The organism is Phyllobacterium sp. TAF24, from assembly GCF_052113785.1.
Classification (GTDB): Bacteria; Pseudomonadota; Alphaproteobacteria; order Rhizobiales; family Rhizobiaceae; genus Phyllobacterium.
Map to the genome: position 1 here is coordinate 16,603 of NZ_JBFRDN010000024.1, position 18,354 is coordinate 34,956.

Annotated in this window: 19 protein-coding genes; 12 read left to right on the plus strand and 7 right to left on the minus strand. The window is 55.1% G+C overall.

Annotated features, from left to right (window positions below):
- Nucleotides 1-364 precede the first annotated feature (364 nt).
- A complete protein-coding gene (locus tag AB4Y96_RS19020) occupies nucleotides 365-2,281 on the minus strand; it encodes a L,D-transpeptidase family protein (RefSeq protein WP_441919121.1) in 1,917 nt (638 codons plus the stop codon).
- A 293-nt stretch (nucleotides 2,282-2,574) separates the two neighbouring features.
- On the opposite strand from AB4Y96_RS19020, the gene AB4Y96_RS19025 reads away from it, so the two are divergent.
- A complete protein-coding gene (locus tag AB4Y96_RS19025; RefSeq protein ID WP_441919123.1) occupies nucleotides 2,575-3,183 on the plus strand; it encodes a L,D-transpeptidase in 609 nt (202 codons plus the stop codon).
- 2 nt (nucleotides 3,184-3,185) lie between these two features.
- Here AB4Y96_RS19025 and AB4Y96_RS19030 read toward each other — a convergent pair whose 3' ends face one another.
- Nucleotides 3,186-3,566, minus strand: coding sequence for a gamma-butyrobetaine hydroxylase-like domain-containing protein (locus tag AB4Y96_RS19030; RefSeq protein ID WP_091877646.1), 381 nt, complete (start codon nucleotides 3,564-3,566; stop codon nucleotides 3,186-3,188).
- 200 nt (nucleotides 3,567-3,766) lie between these two features.
- Between AB4Y96_RS19030 and moaA the strand changes: the two genes are divergently transcribed.
- From moaA to AB4Y96_RS19070, 8 genes are all read left to right on the plus strand, one after another.
- Entirely contained in the window at nucleotides 3,767-4,756 is a 990-nt protein-coding gene (moaA, locus tag AB4Y96_RS19035; protein WP_441919204.1) for a GTP 3',8-cyclase MoaA, read from the plus strand.
- Between the two features lie 100 nt (nucleotides 4,757-4,856).
- Complete coding sequence (locus AB4Y96_RS19040; RefSeq protein WP_441919126.1) at nucleotides 4,857-5,777, plus strand: DMT family transporter; 921 nt, start codon at nucleotides 4,857-4,859, stop codon at nucleotides 5,775-5,777.
- Nucleotides 5,778-5,780: 3 nt separating this feature from the next.
- Complete coding sequence (mobA, locus tag AB4Y96_RS19045) at nucleotides 5,781-6,428, plus strand: molybdenum cofactor guanylyltransferase MobA (RefSeq protein ID WP_441919128.1); 648 nt, start codon at nucleotides 5,781-5,783, stop codon at nucleotides 6,426-6,428.
- The gene (gene mobB, locus AB4Y96_RS19050) at nucleotides 6,425-6,934 is read left to right on the plus strand and encodes a molybdopterin-guanine dinucleotide biosynthesis protein B (protein ID WP_441919130.1); all 510 of its coding nucleotides are present in this window, start codon (nucleotides 6,425-6,427) and stop codon (nucleotides 6,932-6,934) included. The genes mobA and mobB overlap by 4 nt, the downstream gene beginning before the upstream one ends.
- A gap of 231 nt (nucleotides 6,935-7,165) precedes the next feature.
- Complete coding sequence (locus AB4Y96_RS19055) at nucleotides 7,166-7,954, plus strand: ABC transporter substrate-binding protein (RefSeq protein ID WP_091877650.1); 789 nt, start codon at nucleotides 7,166-7,168, stop codon at nucleotides 7,952-7,954.
- Between the two features lie 141 nt (nucleotides 7,955-8,095).
- Nucleotides 8,096-8,806 (plus strand): ABC transporter permease, encoded by a 711-nt coding sequence (locus AB4Y96_RS19060; RefSeq protein ID WP_441919132.1) that lies wholly within the window; start codon nucleotides 8,096-8,098, stop codon nucleotides 8,804-8,806.
- Complete coding sequence (locus AB4Y96_RS19065; RefSeq protein ID WP_091877652.1) at nucleotides 8,803-9,639, plus strand: ABC transporter permease; 837 nt, start codon at nucleotides 8,803-8,805, stop codon at nucleotides 9,637-9,639. Before AB4Y96_RS19060 ends, AB4Y96_RS19065 begins: the two co-directional genes overlap by 4 nt.
- An 18-nt stretch (nucleotides 9,640-9,657) precedes the next feature.
- Entirely contained in the window at nucleotides 9,658-10,278 is a 621-nt protein-coding gene (locus tag AB4Y96_RS19070) for a glutathione S-transferase family protein (RefSeq protein WP_441919134.1), read from the plus strand.
- Nucleotides 10,279-10,280: 2 nt separating this feature from the next.
- On the opposite strand, the gene AB4Y96_RS19075 is transcribed toward AB4Y96_RS19070, so the two are convergent.
- On the minus strand, nucleotides 10,281-12,737 hold the full coding sequence (locus AB4Y96_RS19075) for a penicillin acylase family protein (protein ID WP_441919136.1): 2,457 nt from the start codon (nucleotides 12,735-12,737) through the stop codon (nucleotides 10,281-10,283).
- Nucleotides 12,738-12,798: 61 nt separating this feature from the next.
- Here AB4Y96_RS19075 and AB4Y96_RS19080 point away from each other — a divergent pair, with 61 nt between their 5' ends.
- On the plus strand, nucleotides 12,799-13,668 hold the full coding sequence (locus AB4Y96_RS19080; RefSeq protein WP_441919138.1) for an NAD(P)-dependent oxidoreductase: 870 nt from the start codon (nucleotides 12,799-12,801) through the stop codon (nucleotides 13,666-13,668).
- Nucleotides 13,669-13,697: 29 nt separating this feature from the next.
- Here AB4Y96_RS19080 and AB4Y96_RS19085 read toward each other — a convergent pair whose 3' ends face one another.
- The 4 genes from AB4Y96_RS19085 to AB4Y96_RS19100 form a co-directional block, all read right to left on the minus strand.
- A complete protein-coding gene (locus AB4Y96_RS19085; protein WP_091877656.1) occupies nucleotides 13,698-14,177 on the minus strand; it encodes an Lrp/AsnC family transcriptional regulator in 480 nt (159 codons plus the stop codon).
- A gap of 110 nt (nucleotides 14,178-14,287) precedes the next feature.
- Entirely contained in the window at nucleotides 14,288-14,902 is a 615-nt protein-coding gene (locus AB4Y96_RS19090; RefSeq protein ID WP_441919140.1) for a uracil-DNA glycosylase family protein, read from the minus strand.
- A 2-nt stretch (nucleotides 14,903-14,904) separates the two neighbouring features.
- On the minus strand, nucleotides 14,905-15,516 hold the full coding sequence (locus tag AB4Y96_RS19095) for a glutathione S-transferase (protein ID WP_091877657.1): 612 nt from the start codon (nucleotides 15,514-15,516) through the stop codon (nucleotides 14,905-14,907).
- Nucleotides 15,513-16,157: a thermonuclease family protein gene (locus AB4Y96_RS19100; RefSeq protein ID WP_441919142.1), complete on the minus strand. Its 645-nt coding sequence runs from the start codon at nucleotides 16,155-16,157 to the stop codon at nucleotides 15,513-15,515. Before AB4Y96_RS19100 ends, AB4Y96_RS19095 begins: the two co-directional genes overlap by 4 nt.
- 124 nt (nucleotides 16,158-16,281) lie before the next feature.
- On the opposite strand from AB4Y96_RS19100, the gene AB4Y96_RS19105 reads away from it, so the two are divergent.
- Together AB4Y96_RS19105 and AB4Y96_RS19110 are read left to right on the plus strand one after the other, a co-directional pair.
- Nucleotides 16,282-17,805 carry a sensor histidine kinase gene (locus AB4Y96_RS19105; protein ID WP_441919144.1) on the plus strand — a complete coding sequence of 508 codons (1,524 nt, stop codon included), beginning with the start codon at nucleotides 16,282-16,284 and terminating at the stop codon, nucleotides 17,803-17,805.
- 89 nt (nucleotides 17,806-17,894) lie between these two features.
- Nucleotides 17,895-18,341 (plus strand): DoxX family protein, encoded by a 447-nt coding sequence (locus tag AB4Y96_RS19110; RefSeq protein ID WP_441919146.1) that lies wholly within the window; start codon nucleotides 17,895-17,897, stop codon nucleotides 18,339-18,341.
- Nucleotides 18,342-18,354: the final 13 nt, after the last annotated feature.

The window sequence follows — 18,354 nt, forward strand, 5'->3', positions numbered from 1 at the left end:
TAACTCCCTGCAACCCTCACTCTCCCTCATGGTTGTTATGTTGAACCACGCGCTATGCTCATGCCACTATTCTCATATTCAAATAAATCCAACCGAGGAATTGACCAGTTGCAGACCCCGTTATGTCGTGGTTCGACAGGCTCACCATGAGGGGGAGTAGAGGGTTGCAGGGAGTCAAGTTCTGCAACATTAGTGATGGAATGTTTGCGATTATCGTTGCATCCACCCAAGCCCCTCATGGTGAGCTTGTCGAACCACGAACCACGCACCGTAAACCACGCGTGACAGAACTTGCAGTCCATCAATAAAAAGGGGCGCATTGCGCCCCTCATCATATCAATATTCTGGCATCCCAAACCAACGCTCAGAGCTGTGCAGTCTGGTTGCTCACAGCCTGACGAACAGCCGTGGTCTTGACGATGGCTTTCTCCATATAGAGATCACGCTGGTAGACGTCATCGAAATACTGGATGGCGCCTGTTTTGGCATCCGGCCATGCGGTGAAGTACGAGACGTAAACCGGTAGCTGATCCTTGACCCGGACACTCTTCTCGTTCTTGCCGAAATACTGGTTCAGTTCCTCGACAGGCACACCAAGCACGGCAGCCGCCATATCGCGCGGGCGCTCCAGACGGATACAACCATGGCTCAGCGCGCGCATATCCTTCTTGAAGTAGGATTTCGCCGGTGTGTCATGCATGTAGATGTCATGGCTGTTCGGGAACAGGATTTTCAATTCACCCAGCGCATTGTCGAGACTCGGCTTCTGGCGGATGCCAACGCCGCCGCCACTTGATGCAACCTGCGACCAATCGACCGAACTTGACGGGATAACACGTCCCGATTTGTCATAGACCTCATAGCCGCTATTTTCGAGATAGGATGGGTTGGCAAGAATCTTCGGCATCATCTCGTTGAGAATGATCGAGCGCGGCACACCCCAGGATGGGTTGAACACAACGGTCTCAATCGTATCGTCGAAGAAATAGGTCTGGTTGGTTGGCGAGCCAACAACGATGTTCATCGCCAGCTTTTCGGTGCTGTCATCAAAATACTGTGCCCGGAAGGCGGGCTGGTTGATGAAGACGTAACGCTTGCCGAAATCATGCGGCAGCCAGCGCAGACGTTCCATGGAATAGAGAATGCGGTCGCGCTTGGAACTGTTTGTCTCGCCCTGCAGCGAACTGATGGTGCCACGGCCAATCACGCCATCAGGCTTCTTGCCCTGACTGGTCTGGAAATCCTTGATCGCCTCGACAAGGCTCTGATCGTAAACAGTCGCATTTTCATGCGCCTGCAACACGGCCTCGTGCTTGGCCAGAAAATCTTTCGGCGCCTTCGCCTTGATGAGCGCAACCACGTTGCGCAGCTCAGGATTGTCTTCGCCCGGACGGATCATGGTGCCGGTGGCAATACGCACCACTGGCTCCGACCCCACATCACCACCGAGCGCATGCAGATTCTGTTTTAGCTCCGTATACCACTTGCTCTGCGGCTCAAAACCCTTGAGCAGCGCCGCGGCGTCATTGCTGGACGCGAGTTGTTCGATGACGGCACGCGGCTTGACGCGGTCGACGGCAAGATCATGGAAGCCGCTCAGACGGTTTGGATTGATGCGGCCATCGCCCTGATCCATTGCGTAACGCAGCGCACGGGCCGACATTGTCAGTTCGAAATCGGCCAGTTCTTTCAGACGTGCCGGGATATCGGCCCGGTCATACGCGTCGCTTGGCAGCTTGACCGCGTAATCCTTAGGATCAAGGCCCTCTTCGCCCGCCGCGTTGAACAGGGCAGCCACAGCCTTGGCTTTGGCTGAAACATCATAAGACGACGTCCAGATGGGCTGCTGCTTGGTGGCGTAGTAGGAGACGACAGCATCCGCTATGTCTTTCTCCGCAAGAACATGGGCTTCCTTGATCTGCTCGATCTTCAGGCCAAACTGTTCAAGCGGTATCTGCGTCGCAGAATCCGAATTGTGATTGGCCGAGGCAGTCAACTGGGAATCGATCTTGGAAAAATCGATCCGAACCAGCGCATCTGGCTTGTAATCATAATTTTTAGGGGCCGTTACCGTCACACGCTTGATCGGTGTCGAGCGGGACACGCTTGGCTGGGCAGGCACAACTGGCCGGGGCGGATAGACAGGCTGCGCCTGTACCCGGCGGCTTCCGAACAGAAAATCCATCAGATTGTCGGCGGCCAGTGCCGGGGACATGGAAATGGCTGTTGCTGACAACATTGCAGCTACAAAAATCGCATGCTTTTTCGAATAGGAATTCATAATACTCGCCCAGATGGTACAGTCACGCCCGCAACGAATGCAGGCCACGAATGGTGATTCACAGCCAGTTTCGCCTCATCCTATTTACAATCTTTTAACAATAACCCGCCCCCCGATTTATATTCACGCGAGCTGCAAAAGAGCTGTGAATACGACTTTTGTCTCATTTAACCCGATTCATCACAGCTTTCATGACGATTCGCATACCTGGCCCTTGACCAAATGAATTCTTTTGCAAAACATGCAAGAATGTCACAGTTCAAGTGACAGGAAACATTGAATTGGGGGATTCGATGCATAGATGTCTCCAAGTAACTTTACTATTATTTACTATAGCAGGAATAAGTACTTTAAGCACGCCTGCAAGTGCAGGTGATAATCTTCTCAAGAAAATATTTCTTGCGGGGAAACCGGATCGACCCGCAGGGAAATACCAGTCAGACCGGTCACCGATCCCGCGCCAATATGTCTCTTTTTCAGAGGGCTATGAGCCGGGCACCATTGTCATCAATACGCGGCAACGCAGGCTCTATCACGTCACCGAGTTTGGGCGGGCTATGGCCTATGGGATTGGCGTCGGCCGCGAAGGGTTTACCTGGAGCGGAACGAAGCGCATTTCGCGCAAGGCCGAATGGCCGGGCTGGACACCGCCAACCATCATGCGGACGCGTGAAGCCAGAAAAGGCCGTATCCTGCCAGCCTATATGGCCGGTGGTCCAAGCAATCCGCTGGGTGCGCGAGCCATGTATCTTGGTTCAAGCATGTATCGCATTCACGGTACCAATCAGCCATGGACGATTGGCCATGCCATGTCGTCAGGCTGTATCCGTATGGCCAATGATGATGTGAAGGATCTCTATGATCAGGTTGGCATCGGTACGAAGGTTGTGGTCCTGCGATAAAATCAGTGGCGATGCCTGCTCACCACAGGCTCGCGGCTCAAGCCTTTTGCTGCCAGTTCGTCGAGATAAGCCTGCCAGCGTTCGTCCCGGTTACGGCCGAGATCAATGAGATAATCCCAGCTGAAAAGGCCGGTGTCGTGCATGTCATCGAAGGTGATGCGCACGGCATAATTGCCAATGGGCTCCATCTTGGCAATTTCAACATTCATCTTGCCCGGCACCGTCACGCGTTGCTCCGGCGAATGGCCCTGCACTTCTGCCGATGGTGAGGCCACACGCAACAGTTCCGCGCCCAGCGTATAGGTCTCGCCCGTATCAAATGCGATAGTCAGTGAGCGGCGATCTTTGCTCACACGCAATTCCTTGGGCCAGGCAGTGGTCATGGTAGATGCTCCTTTATGCACACCTGTCTAATCGCATGGTCATAGTGCCGCAAGCGGCCAATTATTGGTATACATAACACCAAATTGCCATACATAACCCGAAGGTGACTAGACAACCCGCAACCGCCACCCTATCTCTTGCAAAGGAGGTTTGCTTGGACCATATCGCATTATTCGACAAAACGATTGCACAGACACCGATGATTGATCCTTTTGGTAGGACAATCAGCTATTTACGCGTGTCTGTAACGGATCGTTGCGACTTCCGCTGCACCTATTGCATGTCCGAGCACATGACCTTTCTGCCCAAGAAAGATCTGTTGACCCTCGAAGAACTGGATCGTCTTTGCACAGCCTTCATCGAAAAGGGTGTCAGGAAGTTGCGTCTGACCGGTGGTGAGCCGCTGGTCCGCAAGAACATCATGCATTTGATTGGCGAACTTTCCCGCCACTTACGTTCAGGCGCTCTCGAAGAATTGACGCTGACCACCAATGGCTCGCAGCTTGCCCGCTATGCGGCAGAACTGGCCGACCATGGCGTCAAGCGCATCAATGTGTCGCTCGATACGCTCGATCCGGAAAAATTCCATGCCATCACCCGCTGGGGTGATTTGAACCGGGTCCTTGAAGGCATCGACGCCGCTCAGGCTGCCGGTATCCGGATCAAGCTCAATGCGGTCGCCCTCAAGGGGTTCAACGATCACGAGATTCCGGAGATGATCCGCTGGGCCCATGGCCGCGATATGGATTTGACGCTGATCGAAACCATGCCGATGGGCGAGATTGATCTGGACCGTACCGACCAATATCTGCCGCTTTCCATGGTTCGCAGCGATCTTGCCAAACAGTTCACGCTTGAGGACATCCCTTACAAAACCGGTGGCCCGGCGCGCTATTCGTACATTCGCGAAACCGGCGGCCGCATTGGCTTCATCACGCCGATGACGCATAATTTCTGTGAAAGCTGTAATCGTGTTCGCCTCACCTGCACCGGTACGCTTTATATGTGCCTTGGACAGGAAGATGCCGCTGATCTGCGTGCGCCATTACGCGCTTCCGAGGGCAACGAACTTTTGAACGACGCTATTGACGAAGCCATTGGCCGCAAGCCCAAGGGGCATGATTTCATCATTGATCGCAGGCACAATCGCCCTGCCGTTTCCCGCCATATGAGTGTGACAGGCGGCTAGAGCTTTTCCCAATATTCCGGATGCAAGAAGCCGTCAGGCTTGATATATCAATCTTGGCGATTCCGGGGGAGAATCGCGTGCTCTCATTCGGATGAATGCCTTGGCGCTTACGCCCAATCTTCGCGGCAGCCTGTATATGGCCATTGGTATGGCCAGCTTCACTTTCAATGACGCTACGGTAAAACTCGTTGGCGAGCATATGAATATGGGTCAGGTGATGCTGGTGCGCGGTTTGATGGCAACCACGCTCATCCTGCTCCTCGCCTGGCATCAAGGCATGCTCATACCACTGCGCCATGCCCTGCACCGCATGACCATCCTGCGCGTTGTCGGTGAAGTGGTGGGAACGGTCAGTTTTCTTATCGCTCTTGTTCATGTTCCGCTCGCCCTCACCTCGGCAATTCTGCAAGCTTTGCCTCTCGCAGTCACGCTGGGTGCCGCCATGTTTCTTGGCGAGCCAGTGGGCTGGCGGCGCTGGATCGCCATCGCCATTGGGTTTTGCGGCGTGCTCATTATCGTTCGCCCCGGTTATGAAGGCGTCAGCCATTATGTCCTGCTGATTGTTGTAACCGTGATCTTTGCTGCGATGCGCGATCTTGCGACGCGAAAAGTTCCGAAAACCATTCCTGTCCTGATGATATCGGCACTGACTTCAGTTGGCGTATCGCTCGCAGGCATTGGCCTGATTATCCCATTGGGCGGCTGGACACCCATGACACTCACCCACACAGGCCTGCTGTTCTTCGCCTCGTGCTGCGTGATTGTGGCCTATCATTTCATCATTCTCGCCATGCGCGAGGGCGAGATTTCCTTCGTCGCCCCGTTCCGTTACACCAGCCTTGTCTGGGCCATTCTTTTGGGCTTTCTGTTCTTCGGCGATCTGCCTGACCTCCCCATGATCATCGGTGCGCTGATCGTTATTGGCAGCGGCCTTTATACGCTCTACCGTGAACGCGTGGTCGGACGGATAGTCCCGGTCGCAACGATAGCGGCGGCAAGTTCATCGCCCGACGGAGTGTAAACAGTGCGCATTGCAGGGATTATTCTGGCGGGTGGCCGGTCGAGCCGCATGGACGGGCATGACAAAGCATTGCTACCCTTTGGCAAAGCGCGCCTGATTGATTTCATAACTGAACGCCTGTCGCGGCAGCTCGAAACTGTGGTGGTCAACAGCAATGGCGACCCCGCTGCCTTCGCTGATCTCACTCTCCCAATCATCACTGATAGTGTTTCGGGCTTTGCCGGCCCCCTTGCGGGCATTCTGGCGGGCATGGAATGGGCAGCAGGCCAACCCGATCCATTCACCCACATACTGACTGTTGCGACGGATACCCCGCTCTTTCCGCACGATCTCAGCGCAAAGCTTGGCAAGGCAATCGCCGACTCAGCTGATCATATCGCTGTCGCTGTTTCCGGTAATATGTGGCACCCGGTCTTCGGACTTTGGCCGGTGACGCAGAAAGATGAGCTGAAACAATGGCTGCGCGATCCGCAAAACCGCCGTGTGCGCGTCTGGATTGAAGAGCACGCTCATCATCAGGTGGATTTTCCCCTTGTAACGACGCATTCGGGCGAGAGGTTCGATCCGTTCTTCAATATCAATCGCCCCAATGACCTTGACCATGCCCGCGCGATGATTGCAGAATCGCATGACTGGAAAACACATTCATGATTCACCGCATATTTGGCATTACMGGCTGGAAGAACTCAGGCAAGACCACCCTCACCGTCAAATTGGTGATCGAACTGACACGGCGTGGCTGGAAGGTCTCGACCATCAAACATGCCCATCACGATTTCGACATCGATCATGAGGGCACGGACTCCTATCGCCATCGCAAGGCGGGCGCCGGAGAAGTGGCCATCGTTTCGGATCGCCGCTGGGCATTGATGCACGAATTAACCGACGAAAATGAGCCATCTCTTGCCGATATTGTCGCGCGGTTCGCCCCATGTGACCTTGTTCTTGTGGAAGGTTATAAACGCGAAGGCCATAAAAAGATTGAAGCAAGGCGTCGCGACGGCCGTTCAGGCGAAAGTCTGGCGCAGAATGATCCGAGCATCATCGCAATCGCCAGCGATTTCCCCGTTGATGGCGAGCAGATTCCCGTCTTTGACCTTGATGACACGACGGGATTGGCGGACTTTATCGAACGTGAGATGGGTCTTACCCGCTAGACGGGTCACGAAATGACGTTTCGCGCGGAAGCTGCGCAACAAAAATATAATCCCAAAACAATTATGTGGTTTTGCCTTGCAGATTCGCCGGGTAGCAAAAGATTCCCGGTTGCTTTTATCAGAAAACTAGTGGGAATATCGCCGTCAGGAGCAGTAAAAAACTGCGACCTTGCCCGGAAGGCTGTCCAAAAGAACAGGGGAACAGCCGGGCCACAAAAGAGAGGTTGAATAATGCGTATCACCAAGCGTCTCGCACTCGGCGTTGCTGCCGTTGCCTTTGCATTGTCCATGGGAGCGGCCCATGCAGAGGACGCCCTGAAGCTGACCATCGCTTCAGAGGGAGCCTACCCACCCTTCAACAATCTGACGCCGGATGGCAAGCTTGAGGGCTTTGACATCGATATTGGCAAGGCGCTTTGCGAAGAGATGAAAGCACAGTGTACCTTCGTATCACAGGATTGGGACGGTATGATTCCGGCCCTGCAGGCGGGCAAGTTCGATGCCATCATCGCATCCATGTCCATCACCGATGAACGCCTGAAGAAGGTCGACTTCTCCAAGAAGTACTACAACACACCTCCAGGCATTGCCGTACCAAAGGATTCCAAGCTCAAGGACGTCACGCCAGAGTCGCTCAAGGGCAAGACACTGGGTGTTCAGGCTTCAACCAGCCACTCCAACTTTGCCGAAGCCAAATATGCCGGCTCCGACATCAAGATGTACCCGACAGCTGACGAATATAAGCTCGACCTGTCGAACGGTCGTATCGATGCCGCCATGGACGACTCCGTTGTGCTCGGTCAGTGGCTCGACAGCGATGCGGGCAAGTGCTGCAAGCTTCTCGGCACAATCACACCTGATCCAGTCATCCATGGCCCGGGTGCAGGCGTGACCGTCAAGAAGGGCAATACCGCCCTGGCTGACAAGTTCTCCGCTGCGATCCTGGCAATCCGCAAGAACGGAAAGTACAAGGAAATCAACGACAAGTACTTCAAGCTTGACGTTTATGGTGCCGAATAACTAAGACTTAAGTCTAGAATTGACCAATGATGGTTGGCGGAGATATTCCGCCAACCATTTCTGATCTTTGAATTCAAAAATGACAGGTCTGCTCGAAAATCGAGCACTGGGGAATGACCTGCAAAAGAATGAAAGAAGCCTATGGGCTCAATTGCGTTGTTGGGATTCGGTGAAGGCGGCTGGGGCACCAGCATTGCAGGCGGCATTCTCGTGACTGTCAGCCTTGCGCTTGCGACATTGCCCGTGGGTCTGCTCATCGGATTTTTCGTGGCCTTGGGTAAACAGGCCGAAGAACCATCCATCAGGCTTGCGGCCAATATGTACACCACGATTTTCCGTGGCCTGCCCGAGCTTCTCACTCTGTTTCTGGTTTATTTCGGTGCTCAGATCGGTATTCAGAAGCTCGGTGCAATGCTGGGTTATTCCGGAGCCATCGAAATCAATTCGTTTCTAGCCGGCATGTTCGCCATGGGTGCAGTCTTTTCATCCTATGCAAGCGAGGTCTTTCTATCGGCGTTTCGCGCCATCCCGCGCGGCCAGTATGAGGGTGGCTATGCCATCGGCCTTTCCTATGGCCAAACCATGTGGAAAGTGATCCTGCCACAACTGATCCGGGTTGCCCTCCCCGGTCTTTCCAATCTGTGGATGATCCTGCTCAAGGACACCGCACTTGTTTCCGCCATCGGCCTTGCTGACATCCTGCGCCAGACCGGCGTTGCAGCACGCGTCACCAAACATACATTTCTGTTTTACGGCACGGCCTGCCTGATCTATCTCGTGCTCGCCATCCTCTCATCCTTCGTGATCGGCGCAATTGAAAAGCGCACCAAAGCCAGTGGAGTGAGGCGATGACCGAAAGCTTCCTCAACGCCCGCACCGCTGTGGTGGCTCGTCCGCCCGCGCCACCTAAACGCTGGACCAAGGCGCGGATCATCGGTCACCTGCTTGTCGCTGTCTGGGCGGCGCTGATCATCGGGATCATCCTCGATCTCTATTTTGCCTGGGATATCGTTCTCATCCAGACCTATGGCCCCAAATACTGGCAGGGTCTCGTCACCACTTTGACAATCGTATTCTCGGGTATTCTTTTCGGGGCAGTTCTTTCCATACCCGTCGCCTTTGGCCGAATGAGCAAGAACAGGATCGCTTCTGGGATAGCCTATGCCTATGTCTATTTCTTCCGCGGCACGCCTCTGATCGCGCAGGTATTCCTGATGTATTACGGTATCAGTGAATTCAGGACAGAAGTCGAAGCGATCGGCCTGTGGTGGTTCTTCCGCGAAGCCTGGTATTGCGGCTTTCTGGCCTTTGCCCTGAACACAGCAGCCTATCAGGCAGAAATATTGCGCGGCGCAATCCAGAGTGTGCCGCTCGGGCAATGGGAAGGCGCGGCGTCGCTTGGCATCTCGAAATTCGTGACATTCCGCAAGGTTATCCTGCCACAGGCATTGATTGTTGCGCTCCGCCCCTATGGCAATGAGGTCATCCTGATGATCAAGGGCTCGGCCATCGTGGCTCTGATCACAGTCTACGATCTCATGGGCTACACAAAGCTTGCCTATTCACGCACTTTCGATTTCCAGGCCTATCTGTGGGCCGCTATCATCTATCTCCTGCTCGTAGAAGTGCTACGCCACATCTGGGACTGGATGGAACGCCGTATCACCCGGCATCTGATACGCTAAACTGAAAAGAAGTGAGCCATGCTGAAAATCTGGGGTCGAGCCAACTCGACCAACGTCAAGAAGGCACTCTGGGCTGCCGAAGAGCTTGCGATCCCCTATGAGAACATTCCGGCTGGCGGTGCCCATGGCATCGTCACCGACCCGGCGTATCGCGCCATAAACCCCAACAGCCGCGTCCCAACGATTGAAGACAATGGCCTTGCGCTATGGGAAAGCAACACGATTGTCCGCTATCTCGCCGCTCAATACGGAAAATCCAGCCTGTATATCGAGGACCCCGCAGCCCGCGCCAGCGCTGAAAAGTGGATGGATTGGACAACGGCGAGCATTGCCGGTCCGTTCCGTGATGTGTTCTGGAACACGGTGCGCCTTGCACCCGATCAGCAGGACCATGCGGCCAAGGAAAAGGGCCTTGCAGCTTGCGGCGAGATGTTTGCCATTGCTGACGCAGCGCTTGCATCCCAGCCTTATCTCTCCGGCAAGACCTTCGGCATTGGCGACATTCCGCTTGGCTGCTTCGTCTATGCGTGGTTTGAAATGCCGATCAAGCGCCCCGATCATCCGCATTTGCTGGCATGGTATGAACGTCTCAAAACCCGTCCTGCCTATCAAAAAGCGGTTATGACACCTCTCACCTAGGCCTATTGCGGCTTCAACCGCCAGATGCCGAGCAGACCATCCTGATACACTTTCTCGTCCGTCGAGATCGTAATCGCCTGTGTATCGGCCCATTTCTGCGCAAAGTCGCGGTAATTGGCCGAAAACACATTGCCGGATTGTCCTGTTGTCTGGATATAGGTCGACCGGTTGAGATCAGCCAGATCGAACAATCCGCGATAGCTGCTGCCATGCACCGCGCGGTATGGATTGCTTTCATCCGTAAACAGCGACTTTGCCCGGTCAAGCGTGAATGCCCCGCCCGATGCCGGAACGTCCACGTTGAAAATCCGGTCAAGCGGGCTGACCTGCGCAAAAGGCCGGTGTGCGCCATAGGCATAGTGCACGGCGCCCCAGTTCCATTTCGAACGGTCTGTGCCAAGGCGTCCATCCAGATCCTTCAGCGCATCGCCGAGTGCCAGAGCAAGCACGTCGCCGCAGCTTTCCTTTTCTGGCGTGCGCCCGTCATCACACCAGTTGCGTGCCGGATTGGGTCCGACCCAGCGTAGCATGGCTGATACCCGGCCCTGCCAAAAGGCCGGGAAAGCCTCGCCAAGGTCATCCTCGACAATGCGCTTGGTCGCCAAGCGCAGCCATGCATTGAACAGCAACGGCTCGATCTTGCTGCGGTCTTCCACATAGTCCCATTGGCTCAGTTGCTTGAAAGCTGCCTGATCCACATCCTTGCGCCCCTCGATGAGTTTCAGCATAACCGGACCAAGCGCCGCATAGGCATTGGAATAGGCATCGCCCTGTGCCTTCCGGTTGGTTTCCATTGATTGCTGGTTTGCGCCATAAACAAGCGATTTGATCCGGTCCATCCGCCATGTCTCGTCCCAATCAAATGTCAGGAAATGCGGATAGGTCGCATCAACCATCTTGGTGTTGGCAGTGCCTATGACATTGCCAGCAGGATTATAAGCACGCGGCAGTTCCTCATAGGGGATATACCCCTTCCAGTCATAGGTTGCGTCCCAACCGGGGGATGGTGCGCGGCCCATGATCTGGTTGGCCGGATCGCGGACGGGCACCCGGCCCGGGGCAATCAGACCAATATTGCCATCAACATCCGCAATAACCATCGACTGCATCGGCGTCACGAAATCGCGCATTCCGTTCTGGAAATCGGTGACATTGGCAAAATCCCAGAGTTTCAAACCGGCAGATATGGTTTTGTCATCGGATGCAAGTGCGGTCCACGACAGTGCGGCAACCGTATTCTCGGGCAGATAGTGATCGAGACCACGATAATCGGCGGGCAGCACCGGACCATGCCGCGTGACCTTCCGGTCGAAAGTCACATCACTGGCGCCTTTGACCTTGATCGTCACCGGCTGCTTCTGGAAAGGCGCAAAACCCTCAGGTGCCTGATATTCATCCGGATTGGCCGGATTGATGCGCTCGATAAAAATGTCCTGAACGTCGGAACCCGTGTTGGTGAACCCCCATGCTACCCGGTCATTACGTCCAAGCAGCACCAGCGGCGCACCGGGAAGTGTCACGCCGACGAGATTCCGGCTCGTGCCATCAGCATTTTTCACTTCAAGATGTGCCAGATACCACACGGCAGGTGCGCCCAACCCCAGATGCGGATCATTGGCAAGGATTGGCTTGCCCGTTTCCGTTCTCGCACCGCCTACGACCCAGTTGTTCGAAGCACCCGTCGACATGATTGCATTGAGCGAGGCAAATTGCTCTTCGGCTTCCAGCGCGCCGGTCTTGATGGTGCCGCTGGGCAAACCAAGCAGTTGCTTCAGATCAGGCATGGGCGGCGGTGCATCATCAGTAACCGGCGGCAACAGGTCTGATATTTCCGCATCCGTCATACCAAGCCGGGCGAATTTCAGACGATTTACTTCCTGATCGATATTCGCCGCCAGCGTCACCGACATCATCTTCAATGTCACGATGACATCTGCTGCGGTCCATTCATCCGGCTTGTAGCCAAGAACGACAAACTCCGGCGAATATTTAGACGCGAAGGAACGCCCGCTGCTGTTGATGAACGCGTTGATGCCGCGCACATAGGCGTCAACATGCTTGCGATCCTCCGGGGCAAGTGCTGCAGCTGATGCAACAGCAGATTCATAAACGCCGAGCGAACGCAAAAAACGGTCCGTAGAGACAGTTTTGTCACCGAACATTTCCGACAAGCGGCCCTGCCCGGCCATGCGTGTGACTTCCATCTGCCACAGGCGCTCCTGCGCATGGACAAAGCCGAGCGCCGTCAGGACATCATCGACATTGTTGCCGACAATATGCGGAACAGCATTCTTGTCGCGCGTCACGGTCACAGGTGCGGAAAGGTCGGCCAGCACCATTTCGCCCGTCGCCGGTGTTACTGAACGTGCGAGCCAGACATAACCAACCCCCGCTGCGATGAGAGCGATAGGGATGAGCGAGAAAACTATCCACAATAGGCCTTTGATGATCCGCCGCATTGTCCTAACCTCTCCCGCAAATCTTCGAACACATAGCCTATCTGACAGAGGAAATTACGGAATGGCAACAGTCACATTTATTGGTCTTGGTATTATGGGTTACCCGATGGCGGGTCATCTGAAGACCCGCGGGGGCCATGACGTCACCGTCTTCAACCGCAATGGCGAAAAGGCAAAGAAGTGGGCTGAACAGTTTCAGGGCAAACACGCACCAACCCCCGCAGAAGCCGCTGCGGACAAGGATTTCGTCTTCTCCTGCGTCGGTAATGATGATGATTTGCGCGCTGTTACCATTGGCGAAAATGGTGCTTTTCATGCGATGAAAAAGGGCTCGATTTTCATCGATCACACCACCGCATCGGCAGAAGTGGCACGTGAACTCGGTGCAGAAGCAAGCAAGCGCGGCTTTCATTTTCTTGATGCGCCAGTCTCAGGTGGTCAGGCCGGTGCCGAAAATGGCGTTCTCACAGTCATGGTTGGCGGCGAATCGGAAGCCTTCGACAAGGCAAAACCTGTTATCGAATCCTTCGCCAAGATGGTCGGCCTGATGGGGCCCGTTGGCGCCGGTCAGTTGACCAAAATGATCAACCAGATCTGCATTGCCGGACTGGTGCAGGGGCTTGCCGAAGGCATTCATTTCGGCAAGAAGGCTGGCCTTGATATTGAGAAGGTCATTGAAGTCATTTCCAAGGGCGCTGCGGGCTCCTGGCAGATGGAAAACCGCCACAAGACCATGAATGCCGGAAAGTATGATTTCGGCTTTGCCGTGGACTGGATGCGCAAGGATCTCGGTATCTGCCTCGATGAGGCTGACCGCAACGGCGCACAGCTGCCGGTCACTGCCCTTGTCGACCAGTTTTACAAACAGGTGCAGAACATGGGTGGAAAACGCTGGGACACATCATCCCTGTTGGCACGGCTGGAGAAATAACCCAGCCGTGAAGGGTCGGGCTGATGATATCAGCCCGATTCCTTTTCAATGCTCATATAATCAAGCGGCAGCTCAGTCGTGTATTTGATCTGCTCCATGGCGAAGGCCGATGACACATCGCGAATGTCGATCTTGGCGATCAGGCGCTTGTAGACCGCATCGTAAGCGGCAATATCAGGCACAACAACGCGCAGGAGATAGTCAACATCGCCGCTCATGCGGTAGAACTCGACCACTTCCGGGAACTCCTGAACCACTTCGGAAAAGCGCTTCAGCCATTCATTGTTATGCGCACCGGTGCGGATCGATACGAACACCGTCACCCGCGTATTCACGCGCACCGGATCAAGAATGGCAACACGGCGCTGGATTACGCCATCTTCCTCCAGTTTCTGGATGCGGCGCCAGCAAGGCGTCGTCGACAGCCCCACTTTCTTGGCGACATCAGCCACCGCGAGCGTTGCATCCTCCTGCAGGAGGCGAAGAATTTTTCGGTCGAGTCTGTCCATGACATTCAATCCCCTTGGAATGGGATACTTTATGGTCCGTTATTCGACCATCGTACAAGAAAATTATTCTAAACTTTATAAACTTCGAAAAAATTTCGTCCGGAAAGCGATCAAATTAGAATCTTGACCTTCTCCCGCAGCACAGGAAGAACGTTCTCTCCGAACCATGGATTCTTCCGCAACCACCCGCTATTGCGCCAGGACGGATGCGGCAGCGCTAAAATGGAAGGCCCCGACGCAGGGTTGAAATAATCCTGCCAGTGAAAAACCGTTTCCGTCACGCTGGCCCGGCGATGCTTGCCGAGGTGATAGGCCTGCGCATATTGGCCGATTGTCAGGATCAACTCGACCTGCGGCATGGCGGCAAAAACCTGATCATGCCACGTCTCGCGGCACTCTTTACGCGGCGGCAAATCCCCGCCATGCGCATCATAGCCGGGAAAGCAGAATCCCATCGGCACAATGGCGAATTTATGCGGATCGTAGAACTGATCCCTGTTAACCCCGAGCCACTCGCGCAGCCGGTCCCCCGACGGATCGTTGAACGGCAGGCCGGTATTGTGAACACGAATGCCCGGTGCCTGTCCGCAAATGACGATACGCGCGCTCTGCGACATCACGCAGACAGGATTGGGCTCATGCGGCAAAGGCGGCAGATAGCGCGGCGCATCACGGCACAGGCGACACGCCTTGATCTGCGATGACAGGGGKGCGATCTCTGGCACGTTCACGCCTTGGCGCTTGGCCGGTTTGATACCGCCTCGTACCAGCGCCTCACATGCGTGACATAATCGGGCAGCTGAATCCGGGCGGGCTTGAAGAAATCGATCGCCACGAGCGCTGTAATATCCGCGATGGAATATTCATCGCCCGCGATGAACGCATTGGTCTCAAGCTGCTTGTCCAGAACATCCAGAAAGGCGATGGCCTTTGGCTTGTTTGCCTCGCCCCATTCAGGAATTTGCGGCACCTCCCACTCGACCATGGCCGGATGAATGTGCCGGAAGGCGGAAGCAACCGTAGCAAGGAGGTTAAACTCCACCCGTCGCTGCCACATCTCCACCAAAGCCTTGCCAAGCGCACCCCGACCGAACAAAGCAGGCTCCGGATAAAGTTCCTCAAAATAGCGGGAGATAGCCACCGACTCCGCAATCACAGTGCCATCATCAAGTTCCAGCACAGGCAGACGCTGCAAGGGATTGAGTGCAGTGATTTCGGCACAGCGATGTCCCATCGCCCCCATATCAACAGGCACAAGCGGCACCTCAATGCCCTTTTCTGCCAGAAAAATCCTCGCACGGCGCGGATTTGGCGCGCGTCCTCCATCATATAGTTTCACCAAAACTCTCCCAATTTCTGATACACCCAATCATAGGCGCTATTGATAGCATCGAACAACCAGTCCAATAGCGAGGGCGATGTTTCCACGCTGCCTTCATGCACTTTTCGCCAATCCTGCGGCCTGTCAAAGGAACCCGCCCACAGGCCTTTTCGTTCCACCTTCGCCCGCATTTCCTCGTCATAATAGGCGCCATAGGATGTCGCCTGCCCCGCCTCGACCATCATGCTGTTGAGATTGGTTTCACTGGCAAAACAGGTGCCAAGCTCGCGCTTATACTTGTCCTGTCCTGTTATCTCGCACCGCACGGCCCTGCCGCTGATCAGCTTGTCCAGCGCCCGCCGTGCCACCTGCCCGCAGGGGTAATCCGCAGGCACCTCGCCGCAACGCTGCGCAAGCTCAGGCGCGTCGATGCCCTTGAGGCGGATATGTTTGCCCGTCAAGACAATCGTATCACCATCGATGACATAGGCCTTGCCGGTTATCTCCTGCTCATCGCGCGGAATGGACAACCGCGCCGCCAGAAGCGCAACCAGAGCAAAGAAAACCAGCATCAGGATAAAATCCACGAGTTTCCGCGCGAAAGAACGCGGTGGCCGTGCCTGACGTTGCTGATGGTATCCCCGGAAGCGTCCACTCATCGCAAGAATACGTCCATCAAGATTGATTCTCCCGGCAGGTTTGAAGTCTTTTAATCATTTATCCATAGGCTTGCGATGCAATGCTGCCAAATGAGCAGACAAACGACGATCTGGAACAAGGCGCATGGCATTACTCGACGCGGCAAATGCAGACAAAAACATTGTTGACCGGCGCAAACCGCCGCGCAACAAGGATTTGTCTGTTGTCGTGCGCCGCGCCCGTGATCGCCTGATGGAACATGCGGGCGTCAAGCATTTCGAGCGCGAATTGCTGTTCATGCACACCCGCGCCTTGATCGTGAACGCAGCCACGCTTCCGCTTTTCATTGCGATGATTGCAGTGGCCGGTGTTTTCGCAGGGTTTGGCCGGGAGATGGTCGTCTGGGCAACCATCACAATCGGCCTTTATGCTGTTCTCGGCCTTCTCGCCCGCCATCTGGATAAAATCGGCATCAACGATGAACAGGTCAAGAACTGGCAGGTCATCTATCTCGGTGGTCATTTCCTCACCAGCATGGGCTGGGCCTATTTCTCCTTTTTGGGCTGTTCCACCTGTGGCATCAGCCTTTTCCCGGTCATTCAGGCGGTTGTGCTGATCCTCGCCATGGCCATCACCGCCATCATCTGCTCGGCCTTGCGCGCTGCCATCCTTGCTGCGTTCACCCTGCCTGTAATCACCTATACAATTCTTGCCACGAGCCATCTGCAAAGTCCGATACAGGCAACGATGGTGATCATGCTTTTTGCCGGGCTGGCGTTCTTCTATCTCGTCGCCACGCGTCTCAATCGCTCAGTTTCCGTGTCCCTCGCCCTGCAGGCGGAGAAAGACGCGCTGATTGCCGAGCTTGAAACCGCCAATGCCATGTCCGACGAAGGCCGCCGCCGCGCCGAGGAAGCCAATCTCGCCAAATCACGCTTCCTCGCCTCCATGAGCCACGAACTGCGTACGCCACTCAACGCCATCCTTGGCTTTTCCGAAGTCATGGCCAAGGAAGTGCTCGGGCCCATGCAAAACGCCACCTACCGCGAATACGCAGGTGATATCCATGCATCCGGCGATCATCTGCTCAATCTGATCAATGAAATTCTCGATCTGAGCCGTATCGAAGCCGGGCGTTATTCCATCAATGAGGAGCCCCTGCTTCTCAGCGATATTGCCGATGAATGCATCCACATGATGGATTTGAAAGCCCGCAACAAGAGTATCCGGGTCGTTCCCCAATTCGAAACCGGCTTGTGGCGGCTGCGCGCCGATGAGCGGTCAATCCGCCAGATCATTCTTAATCTCCTCGCCAATGCGGTGAAATTCACCCCGCAGAACGGCCGCATCGACGTCAAGGTCGGCTGGACAGCGGGCGGCGGGCAATATGTCTCCGTGCGCGACAATGGCCCCGGTATTCCGCCGGAGGAAATCCCCATTGTGCTCTCCACCTTCGGCCAAGGCTCGATCGCCATCAAAAATGCCGAACAGGGCACCGGCCTTGGTCTTCCCATCGTGCAGGCCCTCGTCCACATGCATGATGGTGAGTTTCACCTGTTCTCAAAACTGCGCGAAGGCACGGAAGCACTGGCCACCTTCCCCCGCGCCCGTATCCTGCCATCAGCTGAATCGGCAGTAAAAGTCGCAAAACGTCAAAAAGTTGCCTGAAAAACTCAACTTCAATTTATTGTTATTTGCTCGTTATTTAGCACCTGTCCATTGCTGCCATGTGCAACACGTTCACATGGGGAAATTTTATGAACGCAAATGGCAACAACCGTCCGCTTATCATTCCTGCTCTTGGCGGCATCTACACTGCTCTGGCACAATTTTCTGAAACACTGCTGCGGGTCATCGCCGGGGGCGCGCTGGTCCTGCACGGCTCCGGCAAGATCGCCAATCCGTTCGGCGCCATCGAAATGGTCGAGGGGCTGGGCTTTTATCCCGGCGTGTTCTGGTCGCCGCTTCTCGCCGCGACAGAATTCTTCGGCGGCATTCTGCTGGTCCTTGGGCTCCTGACCCGCCCGGCCGCCTTCGCCACCACCATCGTCCTTCTCGTCACCGTCTATTTCCACTGGGTCGCAAAGGGTCAGGGCTGGGATGGCTCGGAAAAATCCATCCTCTGGGCGGCAATCCTGTTCTTCTTCGTCATCCGCGGCGCCAGCAATTATTCGGTTGATGCCAAGATCGGCAAGGAATTCTAACTGGCTATGGCTT

What these genes read in the sequence shown, in the direction of transcription:
- AB4Y96_RS19020 (WP_441919121.1), bottom strand. Translation starts at nt 2,281, where the DNA reads ATGAATTCCTATTCGAAAAAGCATGCGATTTTTGTAGCTGCAATGTTG.
- AB4Y96_RS19025 (WP_441919123.1), top strand. Translation starts at nt 2,575, where the DNA reads ATGCATAGATGTCTCCAAGTAACTTTACTATTATTTACTATAGCAGGA.
- AB4Y96_RS19030 (WP_091877646.1), bottom strand. Translation starts at nt 3,566, where the DNA reads ATGACCACTGCCTGGCCCAAGGAATTGCGTGTGAGCAAAGATCGCCGC.
- moaA (WP_441919204.1), top strand. Translation starts at nt 3,767, where the DNA reads ATGATTGATCCTTTTGGTAGGACAATCAGCTATTTACGCGTGTCTGTA.
- AB4Y96_RS19055 (WP_091877650.1), top strand. Translation starts at nt 7,166, where the DNA reads ATGCGTATCACCAAGCGTCTCGCACTCGGCGTTGCTGCCGTTGCCTTT.
- AB4Y96_RS19060 (WP_441919132.1), top strand. Translation starts at nt 8,096, where the DNA reads ATGGGCTCAATTGCGTTGTTGGGATTCGGTGAAGGCGGCTGGGGCACC.
- AB4Y96_RS19065 (WP_091877652.1), top strand. Translation starts at nt 8,803, where the DNA reads ATGACCGAAAGCTTCCTCAACGCCCGCACCGCTGTGGTGGCTCGTCCG.
- AB4Y96_RS19070 (WP_441919134.1), top strand. Translation starts at nt 9,658, where the DNA reads ATGCTGAAAATCTGGGGTCGAGCCAACTCGACCAACGTCAAGAAGGCA.
- AB4Y96_RS19075 (WP_441919136.1), bottom strand. Translation starts at nt 12,737, where the DNA reads ATGCGGCGGATCATCAAAGGCCTATTGTGGATAGTTTTCTCGCTCATC.
- AB4Y96_RS19080 (WP_441919138.1), top strand. Translation starts at nt 12,799, where the DNA reads ATGGCAACAGTCACATTTATTGGTCTTGGTATTATGGGTTACCCGATG.
- AB4Y96_RS19085 (WP_091877656.1), bottom strand. Translation starts at nt 14,177, where the DNA reads ATGGACAGACTCGACCGAAAAATTCTTCGCCTCCTGCAGGAGGATGCA.
- AB4Y96_RS19100 (WP_441919142.1), bottom strand. Translation starts at nt 16,157, where the DNA reads ATGAGTGGACGCTTCCGGGGATACCATCAGCAACGTCAGGCACGGCCA.
- AB4Y96_RS19105 (WP_441919144.1), top strand. Translation starts at nt 16,282, where the DNA reads ATGGCATTACTCGACGCGGCAAATGCAGACAAAAACATTGTTGACCGG.
- AB4Y96_RS19110 (WP_441919146.1), top strand. Translation starts at nt 17,895, where the DNA reads ATGAACGCAAATGGCAACAACCGTCCGCTTATCATTCCTGCTCTTGGC.